We start from the raw sequence: 25,669 nt of genomic DNA, 5'->3' as shown, positions 1-25,669 counted from the left end.
CTCGTTGTTGGTTTTGTGTCTGGTGGGGCGGGTGGGGGGGCCCCCCCTCGTGCGAGCACGCCGCGGGGCCGCCCCCCCCCCCAACTCCCGTACGGGAGCCAAACGGTACGAATCGGACCTACAGGTGGCCGTCCTCCAGCATCTCGGTGACCAGGGCCGCGATCTGGGACCGCTCCGAGCGGGTCAGGGTGACGTGCGCGAAGAGCGGATGCCCCTTCAGTTTCTCGACCACGGCGACGACTCCGTCGTACCGCCCCACCCGCAGGTTGTCCCGCTGGGCCACGTCATGGGTGAGGACCACCCGCGAATTCGCCCCGATACGGGACAGAACGGTCAACAGCACGTTCCGCTCCAGGGACTGGGCCTCGTCGACGATGACGAAGGCGTCGTGGAGCGAGCGGCCCCGGATGTGGGTGAGCGGCAGGACCTCCAGCATCCCCCGGGACAGCACCTCCTCGATCACCTCGCGCCCGGCGACCGACGAGAGCGTGTCGAAAACCGCCTGCGCCCAGGGGCTCATCTTCTCCGACTCGCTGCCCGGCAGATAGCCGAGGTCCTGGCCGCCGACCGCGTACAGCGGACGGAAGACCATCACCTTCTGGTGCTGCCGGCGCTCCAGGACCGCCTCCAGGCCCGCGCAGAGCGCGAGCGCCGACTTGCCAGTGCCGGCCCGGCCGCCCATCGAGATGATCCCGACCTCCGGGTCGAGGAGCAGGTCGAGCGCGATCCGCTGCTCGGCGCTGCGGCCCCGGATCCCGAACGCCTCCCGGTCGCCGCGGACCAGCCGCACGTTCCCGTCGGCGCCGACCCGGCCGAGCGCCTTGCCGCGCTCCGACTGCAGCACCAGACCGGTGTGCACGGGCAGCTCGGACGCCTCCGGCACGTACAACCGCTCCTGGTCGTACAGGAGGTCGATCTGCTCGGCGGAGAGGCTCAGCTCGGACATCCCGGTCCAGCCGTTGGCGTCCGTGATGGCGAGCTCGGCGCGGTACTCCTCGGCGAGCAGGCCCACCGAGGACGCCTTGATGCGCAGCGGCAGGTCCTTGGAGACGACTGTGACGTCGTACCCCTCCGCCTGGAGGTTGCGCGCGACCGCGAGGATCCGGGAATCGTTGTCGCCCAGCCGGTAGCCGGCCGGCAGGACACCGGGGTCGGAGTGGTTGAGCTCGACCCGCAGCGTGCCGCCGAGGTCCCCGATCGGCAGGGGGGCGTCCAGGCGGCCGTACCGGACCCGGAAGTCGTCCAGCAGGCGCAGCGCCTGGCGGGCGAAGTAGCCGAGCTCGGGGTGGTGCCTCTTCGCCTCCAGCTCGGTCACCACCACGATGGGGAGCACGACCTCGTGCTCCTCGAAGCGGGACATCGCCTTGGGGTCGGCGAGCAGGACGCTGGTGTCGAGAACATAGGTGCGCCGGTCGGAAAGACGGCGCTTCGTGCTGGTCACCACGGAAGGACAGACCCCCTCTGAAGACCCGAAAAAGGCCGGGGTGCGACGGAATCACCGTTGTCGCGGCGGAATGGGACCGGGATCGGACCGCCCAGCGCGGGCCGAACACCGGCCCTCCGCTTCTCCCGTGCTTGTCCCGCACGGTCGTCCTGGTGCAAGGGGCCTCCCGGGTGGCGGTCTCCGTGCCGCTCACTTCACCAGGCTTATTCCCTCGAACACTCCTTGCCATGCCACGGCATATGACGGCGTGTTCATGAACGTCCGGTGACTCCCCCGGGACCCCTGTTCCGGCAGGGGGACGGGCCTCAGGTGCCGTAGCGCCGGTGCCGGGCGGCGTAGTCGCGCAGCGCCCGCAGGAAGTCGACCTTGCGGAAGGCCGGCCAGTGGACCTCGCAGAAGTAGTACTCGGAGTGGGCGCTCTGCCACAGCATGAACCCGGACAGGCGCTGCTCGCCGCTGGTGCGGATCACCAGGTCCGGGTCGGGCTGCCCGCGCGTGTACAGGTGCTCCGAGATGAGGTCGATGGAGACGGTCTCCGCCAGCTCCTCGAAGCTGGTGCCGCGCTCGGCGTGGTCGAGGAGGAGCGAGCGGACCGCGTCCGCGATCTCCTGCCGGCCGCCGTAGCCGACGGCGACGTTGACCAGTATCCCGGCGTTGGTGCGGGTGGACTCCTCGGCCTCCTTGAGGACCGTCTGGGTCCTGGCCGGCAGCAGGTCCATGGTGCCGACGTGGTGCACCCGCCAGCGGCCGTCGGCGGCGAGCGCGCGCACGGCGTTCTCGATGATGCCGAGCAGCGGGACAAGCTGCTCCTCGGGGCGGTTCAGGTTGTCCGTGGAGAGCATCCAGAGGGTGACGACCTCGACGTCCGTCTCGGCGCACCAGCCGAGCAGCTCCTGGATCTTGTCCGCGCCGGCCTTGTGTCCCTGCTCGGGGGTCCCGCCGGAGGCCTTGGCCCAGCGACGGTTGCCGTCGAGGATGACGCCGATGTGCTTGGGCACCTGGTCGTGGTCGAGACGGCCTTCCACCCGGCGTGCGTAGAGCCCGTACACCAGGTCGCGCAGGTTCACTGTTCTTTACCCCTCCATGGGCGGGCGGTTCGCAAGCCGCCACACTACTGCGGTCGGATGAAGGGTCCCAGTCCGGGACCGTCACAACTCCGTACGGCTGTGTCACAGGTCCGTGATAAGCAGAGATACGTGACTGAATCCCCCCTCTACCGCGCCGCCGCGGAGCGCTACGACTCCATGGAGTACCGCCGCTCGGGCCGCAGCGGGCTCAAGCTCCCCGCCGTCTCCCTCGGTCTCTGGCACAACTTCGGCGACGACCGCACGCTCGACTCGCAGCGGGCGATCCTGCGCCGCGCCTTCGACCTCGGCGTCACCCACTTCGACCTGGCGAACAACTACGGTCCGCCGCCCGGCTCGGCCGAGCTGAACTTCGGCAAGATCTTCGCCCAGGACTTCGCGCCGTACCGGGACGAGCTGATCGTCTCGACCAAGGCGGGGTACGAGATGCACCCGGGTCCGTACGGCGAGTGGGGCTCCCGCAAGTACCTGCTGTCGTCGCTCGACGCCTCCCTGAACCGGATGGGCCTCGACTACGTCGACATCTTCTACTCGCACCGCTTCGACCCGGAGACCCCGCTGGAGGAGACCATGGGGGCGCTCGCCTCCGCGGTCCAGCAGGGCAAGGCGCTGTACGTCGGCGTCTCCTCGTACAACGCGGAGCAGACCGCCGAGGCCGCGCGGCTGCTGAAGGAGATGGGCGTCCCGGCCCTGATCCACCAGCCCTCGTACTCGATGATCAACCGCTGGATCGAGGACGACGGCCTGCTCGACACCCTGGAGACGGCCGGCATGGGCTGCATCTCCTTCGTGCCGCTGGCCCAGGGCCTGCTCACCAACAAGTACCTGAAGGGCATCCCGGAGGGCTCCCGCGCCACCCAGGGCAAGTCCCTCGACCCGAACCTGCTCTCCGACGAGGTGCTGCGCCGGCTCCGCGGCCTCGCGGCGATCGCCGAGCGGCGCGGGCAGTCGCTGGCCCAGCTGGCGCTGAAGTGGGTGCTGCGCGACCCCCGGATGACCTCGGCCCTGATCGGCGCGTCGAGCGTCGGGCAGCTGGAGGAGAACGTGGCGGCGCTGGCCTCCGCGCCGCTCACGGACACGGAGCTGAAGGAGATCGACTCCTTCGCCGTCGACACCGAGGGCACCAACATCTGGGCCCGCCGGGGCTGACGCCCTCCGGGGCCCGGGGCTCCGGAGGAGGCACGGGGGGGGAGGGAAGGAAACGGGGAAAGAAAACGGGCCGGTCCGTGGGGGGGATACGGACCGGCCCGAGGGGGGGGTTCCACCATAACCCTTCGTTAGTCGGGTCGCGCGCCACGTGCGCCGAACGAAGCGGCCGGAATTCCCCGGATCCCAAGCGCCCCAAGGGTTCCGGGCCCCCGTGGCGGGTTTGCGCCCCGGCGTGGCGGCGGAGTTCCGTCCCTCCGACGGGGGAACGCCCCGCATTGACGCCGCCGCTGGTGGACGCGGGTGGAGTGGCGCTCCGCGACGGCGTCGTGGCGCTGCGGAGCCGGGGCCCGCCGGTGCTCAGGGCAGGGCGGTGAAGGCGCCGAGGGCGAGCCCGAGGAGGGCGCCGGAGAGCATGAAGGGGCCGAACGGGATCGCGGAGGAGCGGCCCGCGCGGCCGAGCAGGACCCGCCCGAAGCCGTATCCCGCGCCGAGCAGGAAGCCCAGGAAGGCTCCGGTGAACAGGACGCCCCAGCCGTACCAGCCGAGGGCGGCGCCCAGCGGCAGGGCGAGTTTCACGTCGCCGAAGCCGAGGCCCTGCGGGCTGATGAGGTGCAGCGCGAGATAGCCGCCGCCGAGCGCGACCGCCCCGAGCAGCGCGTGGGGCCAGGACCCGGCGTCGTACGGGAGGAGTTCGGCGGCCCCGAGCAGCAGCGGCACGGCGAGCGCGAGCGGCAGGGTCAGCCCGTCGGGCAGCCGCTGCACCCGGACGTCGACACAGCCGAGCAGCACGCCGAAGGGCGCGGCGAGCAGCCAGACGGCGAGCTCCGGCCGGGGCCCGCCGGTGGCGGCGGCGAGCAGCGCGCAGACCAGCGCGGTCAGCAGCGGCACGGCGTACGGCGCGGGCGTCGTCGCGCAGCCGGCCCGGCCGGGCCCGCCCAGCCATCCGCCGGCCGGCCCGGCGAGCCGGTGCCCCGCGGGGCACCGCTCCCGCCACGGCTCCTCGGGCTCCACGGAGAGCCGGTACGCGGCCCGCGGCACGAGCAGCCCGACGGCGGCGCCCCACAGGGCGGCGAGGACGATCAGCGACGGGTACACGGCCCGACCTTAGGTCTAAGGTCGGGCGCATGGGGCGGAGTTGGCGGGACGGGACGGGGACGCTCACGGTGCCGGGCGGCGCGGTGGTGCCGGTGGAGGTCGCGGCCTCGTACCGGGCGCGAAGGCGCGGGCTGCTGGGCCGGGACGGGATCGCGGGGGCGATGCTCCTGACCCCGGCGAACAGCGTGCACACCTTCGGCATGGGCTTCCCGATCGACGTCGCCCACCTGGACCGGGAGCTGCGGGTGCTGTCCGTGGTCACCCTGCGCCCGGGCCGGCTCGGGGCGCTGCGGCTCCGCGCCCGGCACGTCCTGGAGGCGGAGGCGGGCGCGATGGCGGAGTGGGGGCTGCGGCCGGGGACGCGAGTGACGGTGACGGCCGGACCGGCTCCCGGTCAGGGCGGTCCCGAGCCCAGCAGGGTGAAGGCGCCGTAGCCGGCGGAGGCCAGGGCGAGCGCGGCGAGGACGGTGGCGGCGGTGCCGGTGCGGAGGCGGGCGAGCGCGGCGGCGGGCGGCAGGAGCAGCCCGAAGGCGGGCATCATCAGGCGCGGCCGGGAGCCGAAGTACGCGGCGCCGACCAGCGACACCACGACGACGCCGACCGTGTGGACGAGCAGCGGCAGCGGCTGGCGCTGCCGCACGCACAGCACGACCAGCCAGGCCAGGAGGGCGAGGGCGGCGCAGAGGCCGAGCGCGGCGGGCCGGGGCAAGGAGGCGATGAAGCGGGCGAGGGCGACGCCGCCGTCGATGGAGTTGCCCCAGGCGGCCTGGACGTCGAAGTACGCGGTGGCGCTCGACTCGCGGACGCCGACGTACACGACGTACCCGAGCCAGCCGAGCGGCGCGAGCAGCACCCCGGCGAGCGTGCGGAGGGGCAGCCGCCGCTCCCGTACGAGGGTGACGGCGGCGGTGACGCCGAGGGCGGCGATCAGCGCGGCGGCGGTGGGCCGGGTGAGTCCGGCGCCCGCGCAGAGCAGCCCGGCGAGGATCCACCGCCCGCGCAGCACCGCGTACAGCGACCAGGCGGCGAACGCGGTGAACAGCGTCTCCGTGTACGCCATCGACTGCACGAACGCCGTCGGGTACACGCCCCACAGCACCGCCAGCAGCACCCCGGCGCGGGCCGAGACGACGTGCTCGCCGCAGCGGAAGATCCCCCAGGCGGCGGCCAGCGACGCCGTCCAGGAGACCAGCAGCCCGGCCCCGGCGGCGTCCAGCGGCGAGACGGCCGACAGGGCCCGTTCGAGGGCGGGCAGCAGGGGGAAGAACGCCAGGTCGGAGTGGACGTCCCCGTTCGGGAGCGTGACCTGGTACCCGTACCCGTGCTCGGCGATCCGGACGTACCAGACCGAGTCCCAGCGCCCGCTCAGCCGGTGGAAGCCGTCCTTCCCGGTCGCGGCCGCGGCGCCGGCGAGGACGGCGAGCCCGACCAGCCGGGTGACGGCGTAGCCGCCGAGGGCGAGGAGGAGCGGGGAGGGCCGGGGACGGGGGCGGCTGGGGCCGGTGGCGGGCGCGGACATGCGGACGATTATCCGAGGTGGCGGATGGTCCGAGGTGCCGGAGGGGAAGCGCTGGTCAGCCCCGGGGCCTTATGCGGCCGAACCTCGCGGCCATGACCGGGCCGAGCTGTCCGACGATGCCGTGGCCGGGCTCCTGCGGGGACGGCAGGTCGCCGAGGAAGGAGGTCACGATCACCTCGTCGACGACGGTGTCGCCGCGCCGGATCTGCTCCTCCAGGAAGTCGAGGGTGCGGCGCCAGTCGGGCTCCGCCTCCTCCGCCAGGAAGGAGCGGACGGTCCCCTGGACGACGTCCCAGAAGAAGACGTGCGGCAGGATCCCGCCCTGCCGGAAGACGTGGCTCTCGTACGCGGCGCGGAACGCCGGGACGTGCGTGAGGAGGTCGTGGACGAGTTGTTCGCCGGCGGTCGAAGGAGCGTCGGTCTGAGGTCTGGTGTGCTGCTGCATCGGCGGCCCTGCCCCGGAAGCGTTGTGGTGGTTCCGTCCAGAATGCTCCTCCCCCGAAACCCTCGGCGGACACTTTTGCGGTTTCCTGGGGACAACTTTCGCCGGGTTTTCCACAGGGGGTGCGAAGTGTCCCTCGTCCGTGGATCGTTGGGCGTATGTACGAGTTGTCGATCCTCGCCCGGGGCGGGGTGCTCCTCACCGTCCGGGCTCTCGCGGCGGGCTGGCCGCCGGGCCGGCTCGCCGCGCGCCTGCGGCGGGACGGCTGGCAGCGGATCTGCCGGGGCGCGTGGGCGGCGCCGGGCAAGGAGACGGACTGGCGGGTCCGGGAGACCGCGCTCCAGCTGCTGCGCCCGCACCGGGTCTGCCGACACGGCACGGCGGCCCGGCTGCACCGGATCGAGTTCCTGACGGGCATGCCGGCCCCTCCCGGCTCGCGGGCCTCGCTCCCGCCGGAGGACGTCTGCCTGCGCCGGGGCCTGCGCGTGACGACGGCCGCGCGGACGGTCGCGGACCTGATACGGGCGTCCGCGAGCAGAGAGGAGGCCGTGGTGGTGGCCGACTCGGCAATGTCCGCGCGGAAGGTGGAGGGGGTACGCAGAGGGCCCCTGGTCCGGTACGAGGAGCTGGCCGCGCAGCTCGCCGTCCGCCGCCCGGGGGCGCCGCGCGCCCGCGCCTGGCTCCGGCTGGCGGAGCCGGCCGCGGGGTCGCCCGCGGAGACGGTGGCCCGGCTGCGGATGGCCGACGCGGCCCTCTTCCCGGAGTGCCAGCCGCTGCTGCGGACGCCCGCGGGCCATCCCCTCCGACCGGACTTCCTGTTCCGGGAGGCGGGACTGGTGGTGGAGGTCGAGGGCTTCGCCTACCACGGCACGCGCCGGGCCCACGAGCGCGACATCGCCCGCTTCAACGCCCTCCAGTCCTGCCCCGGGATCCGCAGGGTCCTGCGCTTCACCGCCCGGGAGGTCTTCACCGCCCCGGCCGGGATGATCGCCGAGATCCGGGCGGCGCTGGCTGACCTCACGCGCTGAGCGCGGGCGCGGGGGGCACGCGAGCACGCGAGCACGCGGGCGCGCGGGCGGGATCCGGGCGGCCCTGACGGAGGATCACACGCCGCGCGCGGGCGCCCCGGAGGTGGGCGCGTGCGCCCGCGCGCAAGCCGGTCCGGATCCGTCAATTCGCATGTCACAGCTTGGTTTTCGCCCCGCTGGACCCGCCCGTTGCTCCGCTAGAGTGAAGCACCGGTTTCCTGGGGAAAGGGGAAAGCGAATGTCTCGCCACAGCCCGGTAGAGGTGCAGATCCACACCGGGTCCTTATGGGTCGGCGGTGACGCGTACCCCCTGCGGAACATCTCGCACGTGGGACAGCGCCGCCTCGTGCCCGTGAAGAAGAAGATCGGCAAGGACCTCTTCGTCGGCATCTTCCGCATCTGGCTCGTCCTCGGCATCGGCGGGGCGCTCGCCCAGGCCACGAAGGAGACCGTCGCCTACGTCGTCGTGGTCGCCATCGCCGCCCTGATGGTCTGGCGTCTCGTCGTCAAGGTCCGGCAGCCCGATCTCCCGGTGCTCTACGGCCTGATCGTGAACACGGCCGGCACCCAGCGGGACACCGTCTGGAGCACCCAGAAGCACGAGATCGACCACCTCGTCCTGGAGATCACCAAGGCCATCAGCACCCCCGGCCAGGCGCAGATGATCTTCAATGTGGAGCACGCCGTCGCCGGCGACCTCATCCAGCAGTACGGCACGGGCAACATCGGACAGGCCAACCACTTCGGCCGCGGCAACATCCAGGCAGGGTGACATGAGCAGCGATCAGATCCACCAGTACGGCTCGGGCAACATCGGCAAGGCCAGCCACACCGGCTCCGGCGACATCGTCGCCGGCGGCAAGACGGTGGGCGCGGCCGCCACCCCCGCGACCGCCCTCGACGACCTCCGCTCGGCCATCGAAGGACTCCGCACCCACCTCGACGACACGCGCCGCGCGGAGCTCGACGAGGCCGCGGCGGGCCTCGACCCCGCCGCCCCGCGCGCCGAACTGGAGGGCCCGCTCACCCGGATCGCCGGGATCGCCGCCCTCGTGGGCGCGGTCGGCGGCCCGGTCGTGGCCGCCGTGCAGGCCGTGCTGGCCGCGCTCGGCGCCTGAACTCCCTGACCAGGGGCCTCCGTCCGGTGGCACGGTGACCGGACGGAGGTTCCAGGCCACGCGCGGTAAAGTCCGTGGGCCACGCGCGATCGCCGCCCTGAGGAGCAAGGAGCACAGGTGTCCACGGCACCCACGCCACCGAACAACACGCCCCACTCGTACCTGGGTTCACCGGCCGGGCCACCGCCCCCGCAGCCGCCGCACCCGCCGCGTCGAGGGTGGTACGGGAACCTGAGCGAGGGCGGGAAGGTCACGGTCATCGGCGCCGTGATCGTCGGCGTGTCCACCCTGGCCGCCGCGATCCTGCCGTCCCTGCTCTCCTCCGGCGACGGGAAGGGCGCGGGGGACGCGAAGCCCCCGGCCTCGCAGATCACGACGCAGTCCCCGACCCAGGATCCGACCCAGGATCCGACGCAGGACCCGACGAAGACTCAGGAACCCACGCCCACCGAGGAGTCGGACGCGACCGGCGAGACGCCCTCGCAGACGCCGACGGCCACGGAGACGGCGACCGGCGGCGCGACCGACGCCTCCGCGCCGCCGGCCTCGCGGACGTACGAGGTCTTCTACCAGGACCAGGCGATGTCGCTGGGGTTGCCCCCCGGGAGCGATGTCGGATCGATCGACTTCGACGTGCCGGCCACCCGCCGCTACTCCGACGACGAATGGGACGCGGAGAAGGACAAGGCCGCACAGTCCGGCGTCCCCGTCGCGGCCGACCTGACGTACGAGAACACCTCCTTCGGCTATCTGACTCTGCGCAACGGCCGCAACGCCGCGCAGCTCCAGCCCACCGACCCGTCGGAGAAGGCCGAGGACTGCGCGAGGTCGGCGCAGGTCGGCGGCTTCACCAAAGCGGAGATGTACGAATGGACTCTGCCCGCGCAGACGGTGTTCTGCATCCTCACGGACCAGGGCAACGTCGCCCGTGTCACGATCACCGGCTTCATCGGGGGCAATAAGGGCGGGGTCGCCGATCCGCCGACCCAGATCTCCCTGAAGGTCACCCTCTGGAAGCCGAAGGGCTGAGAGCAGCAGGAGAAGAAGGGGACGGCAATGTCTCGTGCGGTGCGGTGGACGGTCGCCGGGATCGCGGCGCTGGTGACGTTCGGGCTGTCCGTGGCCGTCGTACGGGCGCTGCCGTGGGGCTGGCTCCCGCAGGAGGACGGGGCCCGGCTGGACACGGCCCTCGCCTTCGGCGCCGTCGCGGGCACGGCGGTCCTGGCGGGGCTCGGCTGGTGGGCCGGCCGCGAACAGCCGCAGCCCGCGCCCGCTCCCGTACCCCCGGCCCCTCCCCGTAGGGTCACCCAGACCGCCACGGCCTCCGACGACGCCCAGGTCACGCAGACCGGCGGCGGCGCCACGGAGGTGGAGCAGCACGCGGAGGCGAGCGGGGAGGCGAGCGTCACCCAGACCGGCGGCCACCTGCCGCCGCAGGGCACGGGCGGCGCCGGGGACCCGCCCCACCAGGTGGAGCAGCGCGCGCAGGCGTCCGGGCGAGGGCGGATCGTCCAGTCCGGTGGCGACCAGCACGTCGACGGGTCCTGAGGCGGTGGAGCGGGAACCGTACGGCGGCGACCGGCACGACCGGGAGCCGTACGCCCCCGAGCGCGTCCGGCAGTGGGCGCAGGCGTCCGACGACGGCCGGATCTACCAGGCCCTCCGCGACCAGACCATCACCCAGAACGTTTGGGCCCCGGGCGGCGGCCCCGCCCCACGCGCCCTCGCCGCCCTCCCCCCGGACCCGGCGCCGGCGCTGGCCGGCCGGGAGGAAAGGACCGCCGAACTCCTGAAGCACCTGGGCCCGGAGGGGCCGGCGGTGACGGTGGTGACCGGTCTGCCGGGCGTCGGGAAGACCGCGCTGGCCCTGCACACCGCGCACCGGGCCGTCGGCCTCGGGTTCTTCCCCGGCGGGACGCTCTTCGTCCGGCTCCGCGGCTACGCCCCGACGGGCGCGGTCGACGCCGCCCAGGCGCTGGAGGCGCTGCTGAGGGCACTGGGCGTCCGGGACGCCGACCTGCCGCCGACGCCCGAGGAACAGGCCGCGCTGTACCGGTCGGAGCTGGCCCGCCGGGCGGCGGACGGCGGGGCGGTGCTGATCGTCGCCGACGACGCCTCGTCGGCCGGGCAGCTCCTCCCCCTGGTCCCCGCCCACCCCGGCCACCGGCTCCTCGCCACCTCCCGCGACGCCCTGACCGCCCCCGACTTCCGCCCCCGCCTCCTCCCCCTCGGTGAACTCGACACCCCGTCGGCCGCCGCCCTGATCGCCACCGCCCTCGCCCAGGTCGACCCCGACGACCCGCGCGCCGCGGAGGAGCCCGAGGCACTGGAGCGGGTGACCGCCCAGTGCGGGCGGCTGCCGCTGGCCCTGACGATCGCCGCCGCGCTCCTGACGTACGACCCGGGCCTGCGGATCGCCTCCCTCGCCCACGAACTCTCCGACGCGGGGCGGAGGCTGGGCGAGCTGCGGTACGAGGACGGCGACGGCCGCGCCTTCGCGGTCCGCACCGCCTTCGACCTCTCGTACCGGCGGCTGCGGGAACCGGAGGCCGGCCTCCTCCGACTGCTGTCCCTCAACCCGGGCCCCGACGTCTCCACCGAGGCCGCCACCGCCCTCACCGGCCGCCCCGCCCGCGAGACCCGCGCCGGCCTGGCCGCCCTCGCCCGCTCCTGCCTCCTCGGCGAACACCCGCCCCGCTCCGGCCGCTGGCGCATGCACGACCTGCTGCGGCTGTACGCGTCGGAGCTGCGCCCGGTCCGGGACGAGCGGGGTGCCCGGGACCGGCTGCTGGGGTACTACCTGAACTCGTGCGAGGCCGCCGACCTCCACCTGCGCGCCGCCGCCCACAGCCCCACCGCCCGCTTCCCGGACCGTGCCGCCGCGCTGGCGTGGCTGGAGGCCGAGCGCCCCAACCTCGTCTCCGCGATCGCCCTCGCCACCTCCGAAGCACCGCACACGGCCCTGCGCCTCGCCACCGCCCTCTCCTTCTACCTGCGCCAGAGCCGCCACCTCCACGACACCCACGCGGCGGACGAGTACGTCGTGGCCGCGGCGCTCCAGGCGGCGAAGCCGGCGCTCCGCGGCACGGTGGCAGTCGCCGAAGAGCACGCACTGGCGGCTGCGGACTGCGGGTACGGCCTGAGCCGGACGATGCCGGCCGCCGCGACGAAGCCCCGGCCCCGCAGCAAGGCGCGAGAGCTCGAAGAGCGCGGGCACACGGCCCGCACGCGAGGACTCGTCGACGTGGCCGCCGCGACCCTCATCGAGGCCGCGGACGCCTACCGGACGCTCCGGGACCCCGGCGGCGAGGGCAGAGCGCTCGACGCCCTCGGTCTCACCCTCCGCGAGGCCGGCCGCTACGACGAGGCGGCCGCGGCGCACGCCCGGGCGCTCGGTGCCCACCACGCGTCGCACGACCGCCACGCCGAGGCGATGGCCCTGGACCACCTCGGCCACGCCCTCCGCGAAGCCGGCCGCCCCGCAGAGGCGGTGGCCGCCCACGTACGGGCCGCCGACCACTTCCGCACGCACGGCAGCCACCCCGACGAGAGGGCCGCGATCAAGAGCGCCCAGCTGGCGGCGGAAGAGCTCAGAACCCGTCCGGCAGACGGTTGAGGATCCGGAAGGGGAAGGAGAACCAGCGCCCGCCCTGGGAGAGGTGCCGGGTGTAGACGCCCTGGAGCACCAGCGCGAGGGACAGGTCGACGGCGTCGGCCGGCCCCTCGGCCTGCACGTCGAGCCGCAGCGGCCGGTACCAGTCGTCCCGGGCGACCCGCACGAGGACGCCCGGCCGCAGCAGCTCGTGGACGCACTTGGTGGACCCTTGGCGGTAGCGGTACGCCCGCTCGGCGAGCCCGATCCGCAGGGCGCGGCCGTCCCGGGACAGCCCGCTGCGGCGGCGGCTCACGGTGCCGGTGTGCGGTCCGACCTGCAGACGCGGGCGGGACGGCAGCGGCATCTGCGCGTAGTTGATGCCGCTGAAGACGGCGGGCGGTATCAGCTCGCCGCTGACGGAGAACTGCCGGAACGCGCTGCTCCGTTCGAGGGCGGCGCCGTACCGCAACTCCACGTTCCCGAGCCCTGGTACGACCCCGGCCCAGGAGGGCTGCGGCCCGGTCCGGCTGCGGCCGGCCTCGGGGTCGGTGTGGTGGAGGGTGAAGGAGGGAACGCCGCCGCCGTATGAGGTGCCCATGGCGGGCCAGTATGCCGGTGCCGCCGGGGCCGACGGCCGCCCGCGCCGCCCGGGAGCGTGCCCGGGCGGCGGCCCCGAGATCAGGGGGCGGCGGCGGGGGGTGCGGTCCGCGGGAAGGAGATTTCCACCCGCCGGTTCTTCTTCCGGCCCTCTTCGGTGCGGTTGTCGGCGATCGGGTAGTCCTCGCTGTACCCGCGGATGTCGTACGCCGTCCCCGGATCCAGCTCGCGCGCGAGCACCTGCTGCACGGCGACGGCCCGCTCCTTGGAGAGCTTGAGCCCGTGCTCGTACGACCCGAGGTTGTCGGTGAACCCGAACACCCGCACCCGCCCGGACCCCTGCGTCCGCACCTCCCCCGCGATGGCGCGGATCCGCGCGGTGGCGGCGGGGCTGAGCTTGGCGCTGTTCTTGGCGAACAGCACCTCGGCCTGCAGCGCGAACGTCACGTCCACGTTCGTGTCCTCACGCCGCTGCTCGCCGCCCTCCTCCTCGACGATCTGCTTGATGTCCAACACCTTGGCGGGCGCGAGCTGCGCCCCGTCCGGGAGCATCAGGTTGGGAGAGTTGGAGTCGATGGCGGGGGGCGGGGAGGAGGTGGTGCTACCGGGCGGATCGTCGGCATACGCCGTACCGCCACCGCCTCCGAGAGGGCAGACCGTGATGACCGCCACGGTGGCCAGCGCGGCCAGTCTGCGTCGTCGTCCTGCCGTCGTTGTCGTCGTCGTTGTCATGACAGCGCCTCAGGAGAGCTTGAGGGTGGCGGGTTCGAAGGTGGGCAACTGGAAGGAGACCTCGGTGGTGGAGGCGGGGGGTGCGGGGAATTGCATGAAGACGGCGGTGGACTTGCCGGGGCCGAGGCTGTCGAGACCTGTGGTGGTCAGCGGGCGCCCGTCCGTGTCGCGGAGGACGTAGTAGCGCTTCTTGCCGGCGGAGTCGATGAGGGTTGCGCCCCCAAGGGACTTGCCGTGCTTCACGACCTCGGTCTCATCACCCCTCATTTCCGCAGGCAGCGTCACCGCTGAGCCCGAGGAGTTCGAGAGACGCCCCTTGATCGTGAGAAACCCACCTGCATCACGCTCTGCGGACTGGATGGCGAGTTCGATGCCCTTCCTTCCCTTGATCAGGACCAGGGTCTCCACCGGCTCCTCGGCCGGCTGCTCGGCCGGCTGCTCGCCCTCCGACGGTGGTGCTGACTGCTGGGATTGCTGCGTCGCGGTTGCCGGCTTGTCTGCCGCCTTGGGAGCGGCATCAGCTCCACAGCCTGTGACCGCCAAAGAGGCTGTCACAGCGAGGGCGATCAACCCCCCTCTCACGTACGAGACGTTCATGAAGAGCGCTTCCTTTACTCGTCGTCGCCAGTCAGTCGAACACGGAAGAGGTCATCGACCCCTGGAAGGGTGGGGTCCTCCGGGTCGATCTCCCACGCCTCGCCATCACAGATGAGCCCCTTGATTGGGCCAGGGTCCTCCTCCTCGGGTTCTCCAGGTGGCGAGCTGGAGGGATCCGGTTCAGTGGGCGGGTCAGTGCCTGGTTCGGGCGGCTCGAACGAACACAGCGGCTCCACCACCGCGGATGCCGTGGCCGTGGCCCGCTGTTCGTCCGCACCTGGGACGATCGAGTCGCCAACGGTGTCCACAGTCTGGACTGTCACAGAGAAACCGAAATCCACCGGGACGCAGTCTTCAGGCAGGAGCTCAGCATCATTGAGGGACGCGAACGCCATGGCCCTCTGACAGGCCCGATCTTCGTCGTACTCCCTGCCCTGGAGAAATGGCTGCCACTGACTCGTATCACCCATCACATCGAGCCAACTGTCCCGGAGTTGTTCACGCGCATCCTGCGCAGCCCCCAGCGCTGCCGCGTCGGCTGCAGTCTGACCGCCGTTTCGAAGTACTGCTGCCTGCCCGACGGCGAAGTAGACGAAGGCCAGAAAGAGCAGTCCTGCAACTACGGCCACGTAAGCGGGAAACGCCTGACCTCTGTCGGCCGCAGCGCTCCCTACTCGCCACCGCCGCCTGTAAGTTCGGTGATCTTGTCCGTAATAGCGTTCAAGATCGACGAGCCGATATCGGTTCCGGTGATGGCCACCACGATCGCCACCACCACCACAATGATCCCCAGATACTCCACCGCCGTCTGCCCCCGGTCGCCCCGGGCGGCCAGGTGCAGCCGCGCCTTCGTCAGAGCCTTCAGCATCGCGTCGTACATCGTGGTCCCCTCCGCGTTCAGACGCCTGCGCTCGGGCGCGGTCCGCCGGCCAGCGGGACGGCGTGCCGTACCCGTGGGCCCTGGTACGGGCCCGGGTCATCGGGTGGGCCTGGTGCCCAGCCAGGAGGCTATGGCCTCGGCGCTTGTGCGGGTGCAGAGTTGGACGAAGACGCGGCCCTTGGTGATGCGGCGCGTCGCGTCGGCACGCAGGCTGTTCAGGCTTTCGGCGATCGCATCCATCACGTACACCCCTCCCACACTCGGTCAGCACTCTGTCACATGCGGTTGCCTGCGCGAAGGGGGATCGTCAACCTGAGGTGAGATCGAGACAGTTGCGGAGCTGTGGCGAGGGGTGTGGGCGCCCGTACGTCAGTCGGCTTCGGGCAGTCGCTCCGCCACGAAGGAACCCCTCGCGCGCACGGTCACGATCAGCTCCCGCTCGCGCAGGATGTCGAGGGCTCGACGGACGGTGTTGGAGCCGACGCCGTACTCCTGGGAGAGGACCAGCTCGCCGGGCAGGCGTACCCCCGCCGGGAACTCCCCGCTCCGGATCCTGCCTTCAAGGATCCTCGCGAGCTGCTCGTAGTGGTAGGCGGCGGCACCGGGATTGATCTGCTCTGTCACGCAATCGAACATAAGCGTCCGACAACGTTCGCGCATCGTCGACAACTGTCAACCACTGCCGTCCACTGTCGGCAGCTTCCGGCATCAGCTAATCTGCCGAAAGAAGGGCCCCGGCGAGTCGGCCAGGACTCCCGGGGCGTGGCCAACCTGGAAAGAAGCAGGTCGACATGTTGCAGCTTATCCGCGCCCTCATCCCATGGGTGAGGCCCGTATCCAGTCACCTTCCAGCCCGCACCGCACCACAGCCGGCCGCGAGCCCGTCGACGTACAGCCGCCCCGCCCCGCTCCCTTCCCCCCGCTCCCCCCACGGCCACGACCTCCCGCTCGACGGAAGCGCAACGCCCCTCGTCCGGCCCTACCTCCTCGCCGACGAGCGGCGGAAGGAGCGGGCCCGGCAGCGGCAGCGGCGGCTCGCGCTCGTCCTTGCCGCGGACTTCGGGATCGATCTGGACACCCGGGACCTGCACGGGCTGGGGGTGGCGTGATGGACTCCGACTCCACGCCACGCGCTGCCGCGGGACCCGCTCGCCGGCCCGTGCGGATGTGCGTGCGCTGCTGCGCCATCACCGAGGAGCCGGTCGTCGCCGCCGAGGTGCATCAGAGTTCCGGGCCCGGGTTCAACGTCTACGCCTGCCCGGAGTGCGCGCCGCACTACCCGTCCCTGCCGGACGTGCTGGAACTCTTCGAGAACCGGGGCGGCGGCGACTGACCCGGCCCGACCCGGCCCCGCTCACTCCCCCGCGATCGACCCCAGGTCCGTGCCCGTGCCCAGGAAGAGGCCTGCGCCGAGGAGGATCATCGTGGCCGGGACCATCAGCGTCGTGATGACCATCGTCGCCTTGGGGACGGCCTTCGCCGCCTTGCGGCGGGCGTTCTGGGCGTCCGTGCGGCGCATGTCCTCCGCGATCTGGATCAGCGTGTCGACGATGGGCGCGCCCAGTTCCTCGCCCTGCTGGAGCGCGGTGACGAACTGGGCGACCTGTTCGGAGTCGTTGCGGCGGCGGAGTTCGTCGAACGCCTGGCGGCGGGTGACGCCCATGTCCATCTGGCGCAGGGTGATGCGGAGTTCGTCGGACCAGGGGCCCGAGTACTTGTCGGCGACCCGCTCCAGCGCCTGGCGGAAGCCGAGGCCCGCCGAGACGACGACGGCGAGGACGTCGAGGAAGTCCGGGAGGGTGCGTTCGATCTGGTCCTTGCGGATGCGGACGGCGGACCAGATGCCGACCTCCGTCCAGAAGGCGCCGAAGGCGAAGAGGAGGGCCGCCGTGACGTACGAGCCTCTCGTCAGCATCAGCAGGCCGCCCAGGCCTCCGAGGAAGCCGTAGACGGCGCGCCGCGCGCCGTAGCGGTCGATGGTCAGGCCCCCGGGGTTGCCCGCCAGGTCGATGCGGCGGCGGACGGCGGCGACCCGCTTCGGGCCCATCCAGCGCAGGACCGACGGGGACCAGCGCATGCCGAGGCGGTCCACGGCGGAGTCGACCGCGCCGGTGCGGGTGGCGCCGACCTCCAGGGCGAGCCGGAGGTCGTCGGGGAGGCGGGCGTCGGCGCGGTACAGGCGGAGCCCGTACGCGAAGCCGGCGACGGAGAGGCCCGCGAGGAGGGCGATGGCGAGTTCCAGCATGCTGTCCGTCATCTGCGGCACCGGCCCCTACACGTCGATCTTCGAGAAGCGGCGGATGACGGCGAAGCCGAGGACGTACAGCGCGCAGGCGACGATCACCGCGCCCTGGCCCAGCGGCGATCCGGTCATCCGGTCCAGGGCGCCCGGCTGCATGTTGTCGATGAGGAGGAGCGAGCCGAAGCCGATCACGGGGACCGCGTACGCCGTCATGCTCACCTGGGAGAGCTGGGTGCGGACCTCGCGCCGGGTCTCCTTGCGCTGCTCCAGCGTCTCGGTGAGGTTGCGGAGGGAGGAGACGACCGTGCCGCCCGCCCGGTTCGCCAGGACCAACGTGGTGACGAGGACGACGAGTTCGCGGGACGGGAGGCGTTCCGCCAGTTCCTCCAGGGCGTCGTCCAGGGGCGTGCCGACCGCCAACTGCTGGGCCACCTTCTCCAGTTCGTCGCCCGCCGGGGATTCCATCTCGTCCGCCGCCAGGCTGATCGCCATGCGCAGGGCGAGGCCGGCCTGGGTGGCGTTGGCCAGGATGCGGGAGAGTTCCGGGAGTTGGTTGATGAAGCGCTCGATGCGCTTCTGCCGCTGCCAGTTGAGGTAGCCGAGGGCCACCCATATCCCCAGCAGGCCGCAGATCGGGCCGAAGAACGGGGAGAGGGCAGCCTGGCCGACGATCCACAGGATCGCGACCGAAGCCGCCAGAGCGGCCGTGAACTCGCCCGGCGTCACGTCGAGCCCGGTCGCGGCGATCCGGCGCTCCAGGTTGCGGCCGAGGGCCGTGGCCCGGACCCGCCGGTCCAGGGCCGCGAAGCGGCGCCGGCGGCGGCCGGTCGACTCGGGCGCGGCCGTGTCGTCGAGGCGGGCGACGAGCGCCGCGTGGCGCCGCGCCCCGTTCGCGTACACCTGCACGCCGACGACGCCGAGGACGCAGGCGAGCAGCGCCGCTCCGGTCGTCAGCCAGAAGGGATCGGTGATCACGGGCCAGCCCTCCTATGTGGCTTCTCGAACGGCGAGCTGGGTGTCGTCGGCTGCCACGCCGAACGCCGGCGGTATCGGCTGCCCGGCCATGTAGAGGCGCTCGGCGACCCGGCGCGGCAGCGGGTGGTGCGCGTAACGGCCGTGCACCCGCCCGTCGGCGGAGAGCGGTTCGGCCTGGAAGTGGCAGACGGTGGCGAGGAGGAAGCGCTCGCGGCCGTGCGAGGCGAGGATCGCGATCTCGGTGACCCGGCGGGTGCCGTCGGGGTGCCGGGTGAGCTGCACGAGGACGTCGACGGCGCTGTTGATCTGGTCCCGCAGCGCCTCGAAGGGGACCTTGACCTCCGACATCGAGGCGAGGGTCTGGAGCCGCATCAGCGCGTCCTCGGCCGAGTTGGCGTGGACGGTGGCGAGGGAGCCGTCGTGGCCGGTGGACATGGCCTGGAGCATGTCGAGGGTCTCGCCGCCGCGGACCTCGCCGACGATGATCCGGTCGGGGCGCATCCGCAGCGAGTTGCGGACCAGGTCGCGGATGGTGACCTGGCCGCGGCCCTCGATGTTCGGCGGGCGGGCTTCGAGGCGGATGACGTGGGACTGCTGGAGCTGGAGCTCGGCGGAGTCCTCGATGGTGATGATCCGCTCGCCGTCCGGGACCAGCCCGGACAGGGCGTTGAGGAGCGTCGTCTTCCCGGTGCCGGTGGCGCCGGACACGATGATGTTGAACTTCGCCTGGACCAGGCCGGAGAGGAGCAGCAGCATCTGCTCGTCGAGCGAGCCGAGGCCGATCATCTCGTGGAGGGTGTAGGCGCGGGGGAAGCGGCGGATGGTGAGCGTGGCGCCGGTGAGGGAGAGCGGCGGGATGATCACGTTGACGCGCTCGCCGGACGGGAGACGGGCGTCGACCATCGGATTCGACTCGTCCACCCGGCGGTTGACCGTGGAGACGATCCGCTCGATCGTCTGCATCAGCTGGTCGTGGGAGGCGAAGCGGAGCGGGAGCAGCTCGACCCGGCCGCCGCGCTCGATGTAGATCTGGTCGGGGCCGTTGACCATGATCTCGGTGATCGAGGCGTCTTCGAGGAGCGGTTCGAGGACGCCGAGGCCGAGGGCCTCGTCGACGACCCGGCGGATCAGCCGGCCGCGCTCGGCGGTGGAGAGCACCGGGCCCTCGCGGCTGATGATGTGCCCGAGGACGCGTTCGAGCCGGGCCCGGCGCTCGGCCGCCGCCAGCGCGGACATCTCGGTGAGGTCGATCTCCTCCAGCAGCTTGGCCCGGAAGGACGCGACGAGATGCCCGTCCTCCCGGCCGCCGGCGGCGCCGAGGGCGCGCGGGTCGTCGCCGGAGTGGTGGATGCGGGCGCGCAGGCTCATGGCCCCTCCTCGGGCGATGCGGGCAGGGGCATGGTGGCGGACTTCCTGACCTCGCCGAGGTCCCAGAACGGGACGACCTGCGGGATCTTGACGACGGCGGTGGCGGTGTACTCCCCGCCCCCGCCGCCGGGTTCGAGGTTGAGATCGATCCAGCCCGACACGGCCGCCTCCGCGGCCGCCCCGGGATCGATCGGCGCCTCCCCCGGCGCCACGTCCCTGGTCGCGGCCCTGGCGGCGGCCCGCGCCGCCGTGCCCGCCTGCTGCGCCGCGTACGCGGCCAGTCCGAGCTGGAGCCCGGCGAGGCCGACGATCAGCAGGATGGGCAGGAAGCCGAGGTATTCGAGGGCGACCTGGCCGCGGTCCCCGCGGACGGAAGAAGATCGTGTACGACTCCGAGGGGCGTCGCCCCGCAGGCCCGTACGGCCCGGCAGCCCCGTGCCCTTCCCCACCCTCGTCTGCCTCACGGGGTGCCCTCCGTCCCCTCGTAGACCGCTCCCGCGGTCGCCTCGGCGTGGGTGAAGCCCGCGGTGCCGGGGAAGAGGAGCGGAACGTCGACCCGGGCGACGGCGGTGACCATCCCGCCCGCCGGACCGCTGCACGTGGCCGACCCCTGCCACGCCCCGCCGAGGTGGCGGGTGCCCGCCGCCGAGCCGTCGCCGCCGACCGCGCAGGCGCGGGCGGCCTCGTCCGCCGCGTTGGCCGCGAGGGTGTAGGCGTACCCGACGAGGACGACCTGCCAGAGCAGGGCGAGGGTGAGCAGGATCAGCGGGACCATGCCGGTGAACTCCAGCGCCACCTGGCCCCGGTCTCCGCGCCCCCTCGGTCCGCCCATGCCTCAGCGCCCTCCCCCGCGCCGCCGCAGCCCCAGCGAGCCGCGGTCGCCGGCGCGGGCGAGCTGCTTGCCGGGGGCGGGGGCGGCCGGGGGGCCGGTGAGGCCCAGTTCGGCGGCGAGGGTCCAGAGGGCCTGCTTGACGGTGGAGCGGGCGTCGAGTTCGTGGAGGCGGCCGGCGTCGACGACGGCCTGGAGTTCCTTGTAGGCGGCGGGGACGGTGACGCCGGCGATCCGGGTGCCGGTGATCTTCTGGACCAGGGGCGGCTGGATCTCGGTGGCGCGGGAGTGGCGGTTCACCAGGGCGATGCTCGCCTCGGCCTTGCGGACCTGGAGCCGTTCCCACATGCGGACCGTGCGCTTGGCGGCGCGGACGGCGATGACGTCGGGGGTGGTGACGAGGAGGGCGGTGTCGGCCATCTCGACGGCGGCGGCGTTGGCGCTGTCGAGGCGGGAGCCGCAGTCGACGACGACGACCTCGTGGCGGGCGCGGAGGGCGCTGACGATCTGGCGGGCGGCGCGGTCGGTGACCTCCTCGCCGCGTTCGCCCTCGGCGGGGGCGAGGAGGAGGGAGAGGCCGGTCTCGTGGACGTAGACGGCGTCCTGGAGGACGCGGGGCGAGATGTCGGCGATGGCGGCGAGGTCGACGGCGGAGCGGCGGAACTGGACGTCGAGGTAGGAGGCGATGTCGCCGCTCTGGAGGTCGAGGTCGACGAGGGCGACGGTGCGGCCGGCGGCGCGGGCGGCGAGGGCGAGGTGGACGGCGGTGAGGGTGGTGCCGACGCCGACCTGGGCGCGGCTGACGGTGACGACGGTGCCGCCGGGTCCGGCGGCGAGTTCGGCGGCGCCGCCGCCGAGGTGGCGGCGGAAGCCGGCGGACCACTGGGCGGCGGCCTGGACGCGGCCGGCCAGCTCCTCGTAGCCGAGGGGGTGGGTGACGAGGCCGCGGGCGCCGGCGTCCATGGCGGCGGAGAGCAGGCCGGGGCCGGTGTCGGCGGTGATGAGGACGACGCCGACGGCGGGGAAGCGGAGGGCGACCTCGCGGACGAGGTCGAGGGCGGGGACGGGGCCGATCCGCTCGTGGACGAGGACGACCTCGGGGAGCGCGTCGAGGGATTCGGCGGCGAGCCGGGCGAGGGTGTCGACGAGCTGGGTGGAGTCGGGGACGGGCGGGGCGGGTTCGGCGTCCGGGAGCTGGCCGAGGAGGGTGGCGACGGCCCGGGCCGCGTCGGGGTCGCCGACGGCCGGCAGGATCCTGGTGGGCATGGCCGGGCCTCACTTGTCCTTGTCGAGCGTGTAGGTGCGGTCGCCGGGGGCGGGCTGGGCGGGGGCGCCGTCCGCGGGGGCGACGAGGGCGAGGCGTACGCGCTCGGCGAAGGTGTCGGCGTAGGCGACGCGCTGGGTGTCGAGGGGCGAGAGGGCGAAGGTGATCGGGACGGCCTCGGCGGCGGTGCGGGAGCCCGCCTTCCGCTGGTCGATCGGGGTGAGTTCGCCGACGTCGATGACGCGGGCGTCGGCGACGAGCAGCCGGGACTGGCTGGGCTCGCCCTTCTTCTCGCCCTCGAAGGTGGCGTAGATGTTGACGGTGGCGCCGGGGGTGATCTTTCCGGCGACGCCGGTGGCCGCGTCGATCATGATCGCGATCTCCTGCTCGCCGGGCTTCAGTGCCGGGCGGGCGACGATCATGTCGCTCTGGAGGAGGGAGCCCTTCCTGAGCGGGGTGACGGCGATCCTGCCGTTGATCTGGGCGAGGTCGGTGACGGCGGTGGCGGGCAGCCAGCGCTTCGGGACCGAGATCTTCTCGAAGTCCTTCACGGTGAGCGGCTCGTAGGGCTCGACCCCGTCCTTGACCCGGTACGCGGTGGCCTCCGGCCCGACCTTGGAGTTCACGTCGCTGATGACCGCGAGCACGCCGGCGAAGGCGCCGAGGGCGCAGAGGACGGAGAGCAGCAGCAGGATGACGCCGCGGCGCTGGCGGGAGTTCATGGCTGATCTTCCTGGGTCGGGGTCATCGGGTCGGTCCGGCCTGGGCCGGGAGGCCGGTCGTCAGCGGGGCGGCGCAGAAGCCGCAGCGGTCGCCGATGAGGTCCATGCCGCACCAGTGGCAGGTCTCGCGGCGTACCGAGGCGACGAGCTGGTGGAGGACGGGGAGGTCGGGGAGGTAGGCGGCGAACTCGACGAGTTTCGGGGTGCCCCACCAGGCGGGTGATCCGGCGGGCAGGGCGGTCTCCTCGGCGGGGCCGGCGACGGACCAGCGGGGGGCGAGGTGGGTGGTGGGCCAGTCGGTGGCGAGCTGGCCGCGGGCGACGATCAGGCGGGTGGTGAACTCGGGTCCGGTGAAGCCGGATTCGTCGGTGCCGACGCGGACGATCCGGGGGGTGGGTCCGGCGAGGACGGCGAACTGGGCGCCGGGGAGCCAGCTCTTGAGGTGGGAGCCGAGGGTGACGGGGACGCGGTCGAGGCGGGAGACGGAGCCGAGGACGGCGCCGGCGTAGATGTAGTGGGCGAGGAGCCGGGCGGCGGAGGCGAGGACGCCGGGGCTGAAGTCGCAGGCGGAGAGCTGCCGGAGCTGGCGGACGAGGACGGCGGCGCCGAGCGGCGGCAGGTCGGTCCTGACCAGGGCGATCCGGTCGCTCTCCAGCAGGCCGCGGACGGTGTGGAGGCGGTGGGCGACGGCGGGCGGCGCGGCGGACGGGCAGACGACGAGGACGTGCCCGAAGCGGTCGACGAGCCGCCGGAGTTCGGTGACGGAGTCGTCGAGGGTACGGGCCCCGGGGTCGGCGAGGACGGCGGCGTTGGGCGTCCCGGGGTCGGTGGGCGGCAGCACGAGATCGGCACCGGTGACCGCGATCGCTGTCGGCACGTCGGACCCCCCGTCTTCCCGCACCCCTTCCCCATGAGGCGCACGTCACGACTGTTCTGCACCTTATCCACGCGGACCGGGGTGGTGAACACACAATCCATCAACTCCCGCCCTCCTCTTGGGACGCCGGATGTCTCGGTTCCGCTTGCCATAGGTATTGACAACACAATTGGTCTGGACCAACTTGGTGCGACGACGGTGGTGGCCACCTCCCGAATCCCCATCCCTGACCGCAGTTCCCCCGTACGACGACGTACGGCACCTCCAGCTCCCGACTCCCCCACCGGAGGATGCACGTGGACCGCACCACCCCCCGCCCGGCCGCCCGGCGCTGGCTCGGCGGAGCGCTCGCGCTGGCCGTCGGATCCGGCCTCGCGCTGGTCGGCGGCGCCGGCACCGCCCTGGCCGCCGACGTCAACAACGCCAAGAACGCGGGCTTCGAGAACGGCCTGGCCAACTGGTCCTGTTCCGCCGGCAGCGGCACCGCCGTCGCGAGCCCGGTCCGGACCGGGGCCGGCGCGCTCAAGGCCGCCCCCGCCGGTCTCGACAACGCCAAGTGCGTGCAGACCGTCGCCGTGAAGCCCAACTCCACCTACACGCTGAGCGCCTGGGTCCAGGGCGGATACGCCTACCTCGGCGCCAACAACACCGGGACCGGCACCGGCACGGTCTCCACCTGGACGCCGGACTCGCCGTCCTGGAAGCAGCTGACCACCACCTTCACCACCGGCGCCTCGACCACCTCGGTCGAGATCTTCACCCACGGGTGGTACGGCACCGCCGCCTACTTCGTGGACGACGTGAGCGTCTTCGGCCCCGACGGGGGCGGCGGCCAGGACCCCGACCCGGTCGTCCCGGCCACCCCGGCCGGGCTCGCCGCCGGCACGCCCACCACCAGCGCGGTCCCGCTGAGCTGGAACGCGGTCTCCGGCGCGACCGGTTACAAGGTGTACCGGGACGGCACGCTGGCCGCGACCGTGACCGGCACCTCCACCACGGTCACCGGGCTCGCCGCCGACACCGCGTACTCCTTCCAGGTCGCGGCCACCAACACGGCGGGCGAGTCCGCCAAGTCGGCCGCCGTGAGCGCCCGTACGGCCAAGACCACCACGCCCGGCCCCGGCCCGGCCGTGCCGAAGCACGCGGTCACCGGCTACTGGCAGAACTTCGACAACGGCGCCGCCAAGCAGAAGATCCGCGACGTCCAGGACGCGTACGACATTATCGCGGTCTCGTTCGCGGACTCGACGACCACGCCGGGCCAGATCGTCTTCAACCTCGACCCGGCCGTCGGCTACGCCTCGGTGGCCGACTTCAAGGCCGACATCGCGGCCAAGAAGGCGGCCGGCAAGTCGGTGATCATCTCGGTCGGCGGCGAGAAGGGCAACGTCACGATCAACAGTGACGCCAGCGCCACCGCCTTCGCGAACAGCGCCTACGCGCTCTTCCAGGAGTACGGCTTCAACGGGGTCGACATCGACCTGGAGCACGGCATCAACTCCACCTACCTGACCAAGGCGCTGCGCCAGCTGTCGGCCCTGGCGGGTCCGCAGATGGTCCTGACGATGGCCCCGCAGACCATCGACATGCAGTCCACGGGCACGGAGTACTTCAAGACCGCGCTCGCCGTGAAGGACATCCTCACGGTGGTCAACACCCAGTACTACAACAGCGGTTCGATGCTGGGCTGCGACGGCAAGGTGTACAGCCAGGGCTCGGTGGACTTCCTCACCGCGCTCGCCTGCATCCAGATCCAGGGCGGCCTCGACCCGTCCCAGGTCGGCCTGGGCGTGCCCGCCTCCACGCGGGGCGCGGGCAGCGGCTACGTCGCCCCGTCGGTCGTGAACAGCGCGATCGACTGCCTGACGAAGCTGACCGGCTGCGGCACCTTCAAGCCCGCCCAGGCGTGGCCGACCCTGCGGGGCGCCATGACCTGGTCGACCAACTGGGACGCGACGGCCGGCAACGCCTGGTCGAACGCGGTCGGCCCGCACGTCCACGGCCTGCCGTAACCGCGAGAGACCCCCATCGCGGGGGCGGCGGGCCCCCCCGGGGCGCCGGGGCGCGGGTGCCGCCCCCCCGCGCCCGGGGGCGCGGTCGGGGCCCCCCGC

At 72.8% G+C, this 25,669-nt stretch carries 31 protein-coding genes; 11 read left to right on the top strand and 20 right to left on the bottom strand.

Annotated elements, in window-relative coordinates; all coding sequences use genetic code 11:
• Nucleotides 1-118: 118 nt before the first annotated feature.
• Nucleotides 119-1,444, bottom strand: coding sequence for a PhoH family protein (locus tag ACFW1I_RS20175; RefSeq protein WP_031011293.1), 1,326 nt, complete (start codon nucleotides 1,442-1,444; stop codon nucleotides 119-121).
• A 305-nt stretch (nucleotides 1,445-1,749) separates the two neighbouring features.
• Nucleotides 1,750-2,511 (bottom strand): isoprenyl transferase, encoded by a 762-nt coding sequence (locus ACFW1I_RS20170; RefSeq protein WP_384671679.1) that lies wholly within the window; start codon nucleotides 2,509-2,511, stop codon nucleotides 1,750-1,752.
• Between the two features lie 129 nt (nucleotides 2,512-2,640).
• On the opposite strand from ACFW1I_RS20170, the gene mgrA reads away from it, so the two are divergent.
• Nucleotides 2,641-3,678: an L-glyceraldehyde 3-phosphate reductase gene (mgrA, locus tag ACFW1I_RS20165; RefSeq protein ID WP_384671676.1), complete on the top strand. Its 1,038-nt coding sequence runs from the start codon at nucleotides 2,641-2,643 to the stop codon at nucleotides 3,676-3,678.
• Between the two features lie 357 nt (nucleotides 3,679-4,035).
• On the opposite strand, the gene ACFW1I_RS20160 is transcribed toward mgrA, so the two are convergent.
• Entirely contained in the window at nucleotides 4,036-4,773 is a 738-nt protein-coding gene (locus ACFW1I_RS20160) for a prepilin peptidase (protein WP_384671673.1), read from the bottom strand.
• A gap of 29 nt (nucleotides 4,774-4,802) precedes the next feature.
• Between ACFW1I_RS20160 and ACFW1I_RS20155 the strand changes: the two genes are divergently transcribed.
• Nucleotides 4,803-5,207, top strand: coding sequence for a DUF192 domain-containing protein (locus tag ACFW1I_RS20155; protein WP_384671670.1), 405 nt, complete (start codon nucleotides 4,803-4,805; stop codon nucleotides 5,205-5,207).
• Here the strand turns inward: ACFW1I_RS20155 and ACFW1I_RS20150 are convergent.
• Both ACFW1I_RS20150 and ACFW1I_RS20145 read right to left on the bottom strand, forming a co-directional pair.
• On the bottom strand, nucleotides 5,168-6,292 hold the full coding sequence (locus ACFW1I_RS20150) for a mannosyltransferase family protein (protein ID WP_384671668.1): 1,125 nt from the start codon (nucleotides 6,290-6,292) through the stop codon (nucleotides 5,168-5,170). The two genes, ACFW1I_RS20155 and ACFW1I_RS20150, sit on opposite strands and share 40 nt — an antisense overlap.
• A gap of 55 nt (nucleotides 6,293-6,347) precedes the next feature.
• Nucleotides 6,348-6,737, bottom strand: a complete 390-nt coding sequence (locus tag ACFW1I_RS20145; protein ID WP_384671666.1) for a hypothetical protein — start codon at nucleotides 6,735-6,737, stop codon at nucleotides 6,348-6,350.
• Between the two features lie 155 nt (nucleotides 6,738-6,892).
• On the opposite strand from ACFW1I_RS20145, the gene ACFW1I_RS20140 reads away from it, so the two are divergent.
• The 6 genes from ACFW1I_RS20140 to ACFW1I_RS20115 all read left to right on the top strand — a co-directional run bounded on the left by ACFW1I_RS20140 (nucleotide 6,893) and on the right by ACFW1I_RS20115 (nucleotide 12,496).
• Complete coding sequence (locus tag ACFW1I_RS20140) at nucleotides 6,893-7,762, top strand: endonuclease domain-containing protein (protein ID WP_384671663.1); 870 nt, start codon at nucleotides 6,893-6,895, stop codon at nucleotides 7,760-7,762.
• A gap of 238 nt (nucleotides 7,763-8,000) precedes the next feature.
• On the top strand, nucleotides 8,001-8,534 hold the full coding sequence (locus tag ACFW1I_RS20135) for a DUF6232 family protein (RefSeq protein ID WP_384671661.1): 534 nt from the start codon (nucleotides 8,001-8,003) through the stop codon (nucleotides 8,532-8,534).
• 1 nt (nucleotide 8,535) lies between these two features.
• Nucleotides 8,536-8,880 carry a hypothetical protein gene (locus ACFW1I_RS20130; protein ID WP_384671659.1) on the top strand — a complete coding sequence of 115 codons (345 nt, stop codon included), beginning with the start codon at nucleotides 8,536-8,538 and terminating at the stop codon, nucleotides 8,878-8,880.
• A 117-nt stretch (nucleotides 8,881-8,997) separates the two neighbouring features.
• Nucleotides 8,998-9,909 carry a hypothetical protein gene (locus ACFW1I_RS20125; RefSeq protein ID WP_384671657.1) on the top strand — a complete coding sequence of 304 codons (912 nt, stop codon included), beginning with the start codon at nucleotides 8,998-9,000 and terminating at the stop codon, nucleotides 9,907-9,909.
• Between the two features lie 27 nt (nucleotides 9,910-9,936).
• Nucleotides 9,937-10,428, top strand: a complete 492-nt coding sequence (locus ACFW1I_RS20120) for a hypothetical protein (RefSeq protein ID WP_384671654.1) — start codon at nucleotides 9,937-9,939, stop codon at nucleotides 10,426-10,428.
• The gene (locus ACFW1I_RS20115; RefSeq protein WP_384671652.1) at nucleotides 10,400-12,496 is read left to right on the top strand and encodes a regulator; all 2,097 of its coding nucleotides are present in this window, start codon (nucleotides 10,400-10,402) and stop codon (nucleotides 12,494-12,496) included. Before ACFW1I_RS20120 ends, ACFW1I_RS20115 begins: the two co-directional genes overlap by 29 nt.
• Here the strand turns inward: ACFW1I_RS20115 and ACFW1I_RS20110 are convergent.
• The 7 genes from ACFW1I_RS20110 to ACFW1I_RS20080 all read right to left on the bottom strand — a co-directional run bounded on the left by ACFW1I_RS20110 (nucleotide 12,471) and on the right by ACFW1I_RS20080 (nucleotide 15,905).
• Nucleotides 12,471-13,073 (bottom strand): hypothetical protein, encoded by a 603-nt coding sequence (locus ACFW1I_RS20110; protein WP_384671649.1) that lies wholly within the window; start codon nucleotides 13,071-13,073, stop codon nucleotides 12,471-12,473. The genes ACFW1I_RS20115 and ACFW1I_RS20110 overlap by 26 nt on opposite strands.
• Nucleotides 13,074-13,153: 80 nt before the next feature.
• A complete protein-coding gene (locus ACFW1I_RS20105; protein WP_384671646.1) occupies nucleotides 13,154-13,804 on the bottom strand; it encodes an OmpA family protein in 651 nt (216 codons plus the stop codon).
• A gap of 9 nt (nucleotides 13,805-13,813) precedes the next feature.
• Nucleotides 13,814-14,401, bottom strand: coding sequence for a hypothetical protein (locus ACFW1I_RS20100; protein WP_384671643.1), 588 nt, complete (start codon nucleotides 14,399-14,401; stop codon nucleotides 13,814-13,816).
• 14 nt (nucleotides 14,402-14,415) lie between these two features.
• Nucleotides 14,416-15,030: a hypothetical protein gene (locus ACFW1I_RS20095; RefSeq protein WP_384671641.1), complete on the bottom strand. Its 615-nt coding sequence runs from the start codon at nucleotides 15,028-15,030 to the stop codon at nucleotides 14,416-14,418.
• 41 nt (nucleotides 15,031-15,071) lie between these two features.
• The gene (locus ACFW1I_RS20090; RefSeq protein WP_384671638.1) at nucleotides 15,072-15,281 is read right to left on the bottom strand and encodes a Flp family type IVb pilin; all 210 of its coding nucleotides are present in this window, start codon (nucleotides 15,279-15,281) and stop codon (nucleotides 15,072-15,074) included.
• Between the two features lie 96 nt (nucleotides 15,282-15,377).
• Entirely contained in the window at nucleotides 15,378-15,521 is a 144-nt protein-coding gene (locus ACFW1I_RS20085; RefSeq protein ID WP_384671636.1) for a hypothetical protein, read from the bottom strand.
• Nucleotides 15,522-15,650: 129 nt separating this feature from the next.
• Complete coding sequence (locus ACFW1I_RS20080) at nucleotides 15,651-15,905, bottom strand: GntR family transcriptional regulator (protein WP_384671633.1); 255 nt, start codon at nucleotides 15,903-15,905, stop codon at nucleotides 15,651-15,653.
• Nucleotides 15,906-16,105: 200 nt separating this feature from the next.
• Here ACFW1I_RS20080 and ACFW1I_RS20075 point away from each other — a divergent pair, with 200 nt between their 5' ends.
• Both ACFW1I_RS20075 and ACFW1I_RS20070 read left to right on the top strand, forming a co-directional pair.
• Nucleotides 16,106-16,390, top strand: a complete 285-nt coding sequence (locus tag ACFW1I_RS20075) for a hypothetical protein (protein ID WP_384671631.1) — start codon at nucleotides 16,106-16,108, stop codon at nucleotides 16,388-16,390.
• Nucleotides 16,390-16,614 carry a hypothetical protein gene (locus ACFW1I_RS20070; RefSeq protein WP_384671628.1) on the top strand — a complete coding sequence of 75 codons (225 nt, stop codon included), beginning with the start codon at nucleotides 16,390-16,392 and terminating at the stop codon, nucleotides 16,612-16,614. Before ACFW1I_RS20075 ends, ACFW1I_RS20070 begins: the two co-directional genes overlap by 1 nt.
• Nucleotides 16,615-16,635: 21 nt before the next feature.
• On the opposite strand, the gene ACFW1I_RS20065 is transcribed toward ACFW1I_RS20070, so the two are convergent.
• Genes ACFW1I_RS20065 through ACFW1I_RS20030 form a run of 8 tightly spaced genes read right to left on the bottom strand, consistent with a single transcriptional unit; the run spans nucleotide 16,636 to nucleotide 23,558 of the window.
• The gene (locus ACFW1I_RS20065) at nucleotides 16,636-17,523 is read right to left on the bottom strand and encodes a DUF5936 domain-containing protein (protein ID WP_384671687.1); all 888 of its coding nucleotides are present in this window, start codon (nucleotides 17,521-17,523) and stop codon (nucleotides 16,636-16,638) included.
• 30 nt (nucleotides 17,524-17,553) lie between these two features.
• Entirely contained in the window at nucleotides 17,554-18,498 is a 945-nt protein-coding gene (locus ACFW1I_RS20060; RefSeq protein WP_384671625.1) for a type II secretion system F family protein, read from the bottom strand.
• Between the two features lie 12 nt (nucleotides 18,499-18,510).
• Nucleotides 18,511-19,866, bottom strand: coding sequence for a CpaF family protein (locus tag ACFW1I_RS20055; RefSeq protein ID WP_384671623.1), 1,356 nt, complete (start codon nucleotides 19,864-19,866; stop codon nucleotides 18,511-18,513).
• Complete coding sequence (locus ACFW1I_RS20050) at nucleotides 19,863-20,330, bottom strand: TadE/TadG family type IV pilus assembly protein (RefSeq protein ID WP_384671620.1); 468 nt, start codon at nucleotides 20,328-20,330, stop codon at nucleotides 19,863-19,865. The genes ACFW1I_RS20055 and ACFW1I_RS20050 overlap by 4 nt, the downstream gene beginning before the upstream one ends.
• Complete coding sequence (locus tag ACFW1I_RS20045) at nucleotides 20,327-20,698, bottom strand: TadE/TadG family type IV pilus assembly protein (RefSeq protein ID WP_384671618.1); 372 nt, start codon at nucleotides 20,696-20,698, stop codon at nucleotides 20,327-20,329. Before ACFW1I_RS20045 ends, ACFW1I_RS20050 begins: the two co-directional genes overlap by 4 nt.
• Before the next feature lie 3 nt (nucleotides 20,699-20,701).
• Nucleotides 20,702-21,961 carry a CpaE family protein gene (locus tag ACFW1I_RS20040; RefSeq protein ID WP_384671616.1) on the bottom strand — a complete coding sequence of 420 codons (1,260 nt, stop codon included), beginning with the start codon at nucleotides 21,959-21,961 and terminating at the stop codon, nucleotides 20,702-20,704.
• Nucleotides 21,962-21,970: 9 nt separating this feature from the next.
• Nucleotides 21,971-22,681, bottom strand: a complete 711-nt coding sequence (gene cpaB, locus ACFW1I_RS20035; protein WP_384671614.1) for a Flp pilus assembly protein CpaB — start codon at nucleotides 22,679-22,681, stop codon at nucleotides 21,971-21,973.
• A gap of 22 nt (nucleotides 22,682-22,703) precedes the next feature.
• Nucleotides 22,704-23,558, bottom strand: a complete 855-nt coding sequence (locus ACFW1I_RS20030) for a hypothetical protein (protein ID WP_384671611.1) — start codon at nucleotides 23,556-23,558, stop codon at nucleotides 22,704-22,706.
• A 290-nt stretch (nucleotides 23,559-23,848) separates the two neighbouring features.
• Here ACFW1I_RS20030 and ACFW1I_RS20025 point away from each other — a divergent pair, with 290 nt between their 5' ends.
• The gene (locus ACFW1I_RS20025) at nucleotides 23,849-25,570 is read left to right on the top strand and encodes a chitinase (RefSeq protein WP_384671609.1); all 1,722 of its coding nucleotides are present in this window, start codon (nucleotides 23,849-23,851) and stop codon (nucleotides 25,568-25,570) included.
• Nucleotides 25,571-25,669 lie beyond the last annotated feature (99 nt).

This window comes from Streptomyces sp. NPDC058955 (assembly GCF_042741435.1).
Taxonomy (GTDB): domain Bacteria; phylum Actinomycetota; class Actinomycetes; order Streptomycetales; family Streptomycetaceae; genus Streptomyces.
The sequence above is the reverse complement of the archived record's forward strand: the minus strand, read 5'-3'. Positions and strand labels throughout refer to the sequence as shown.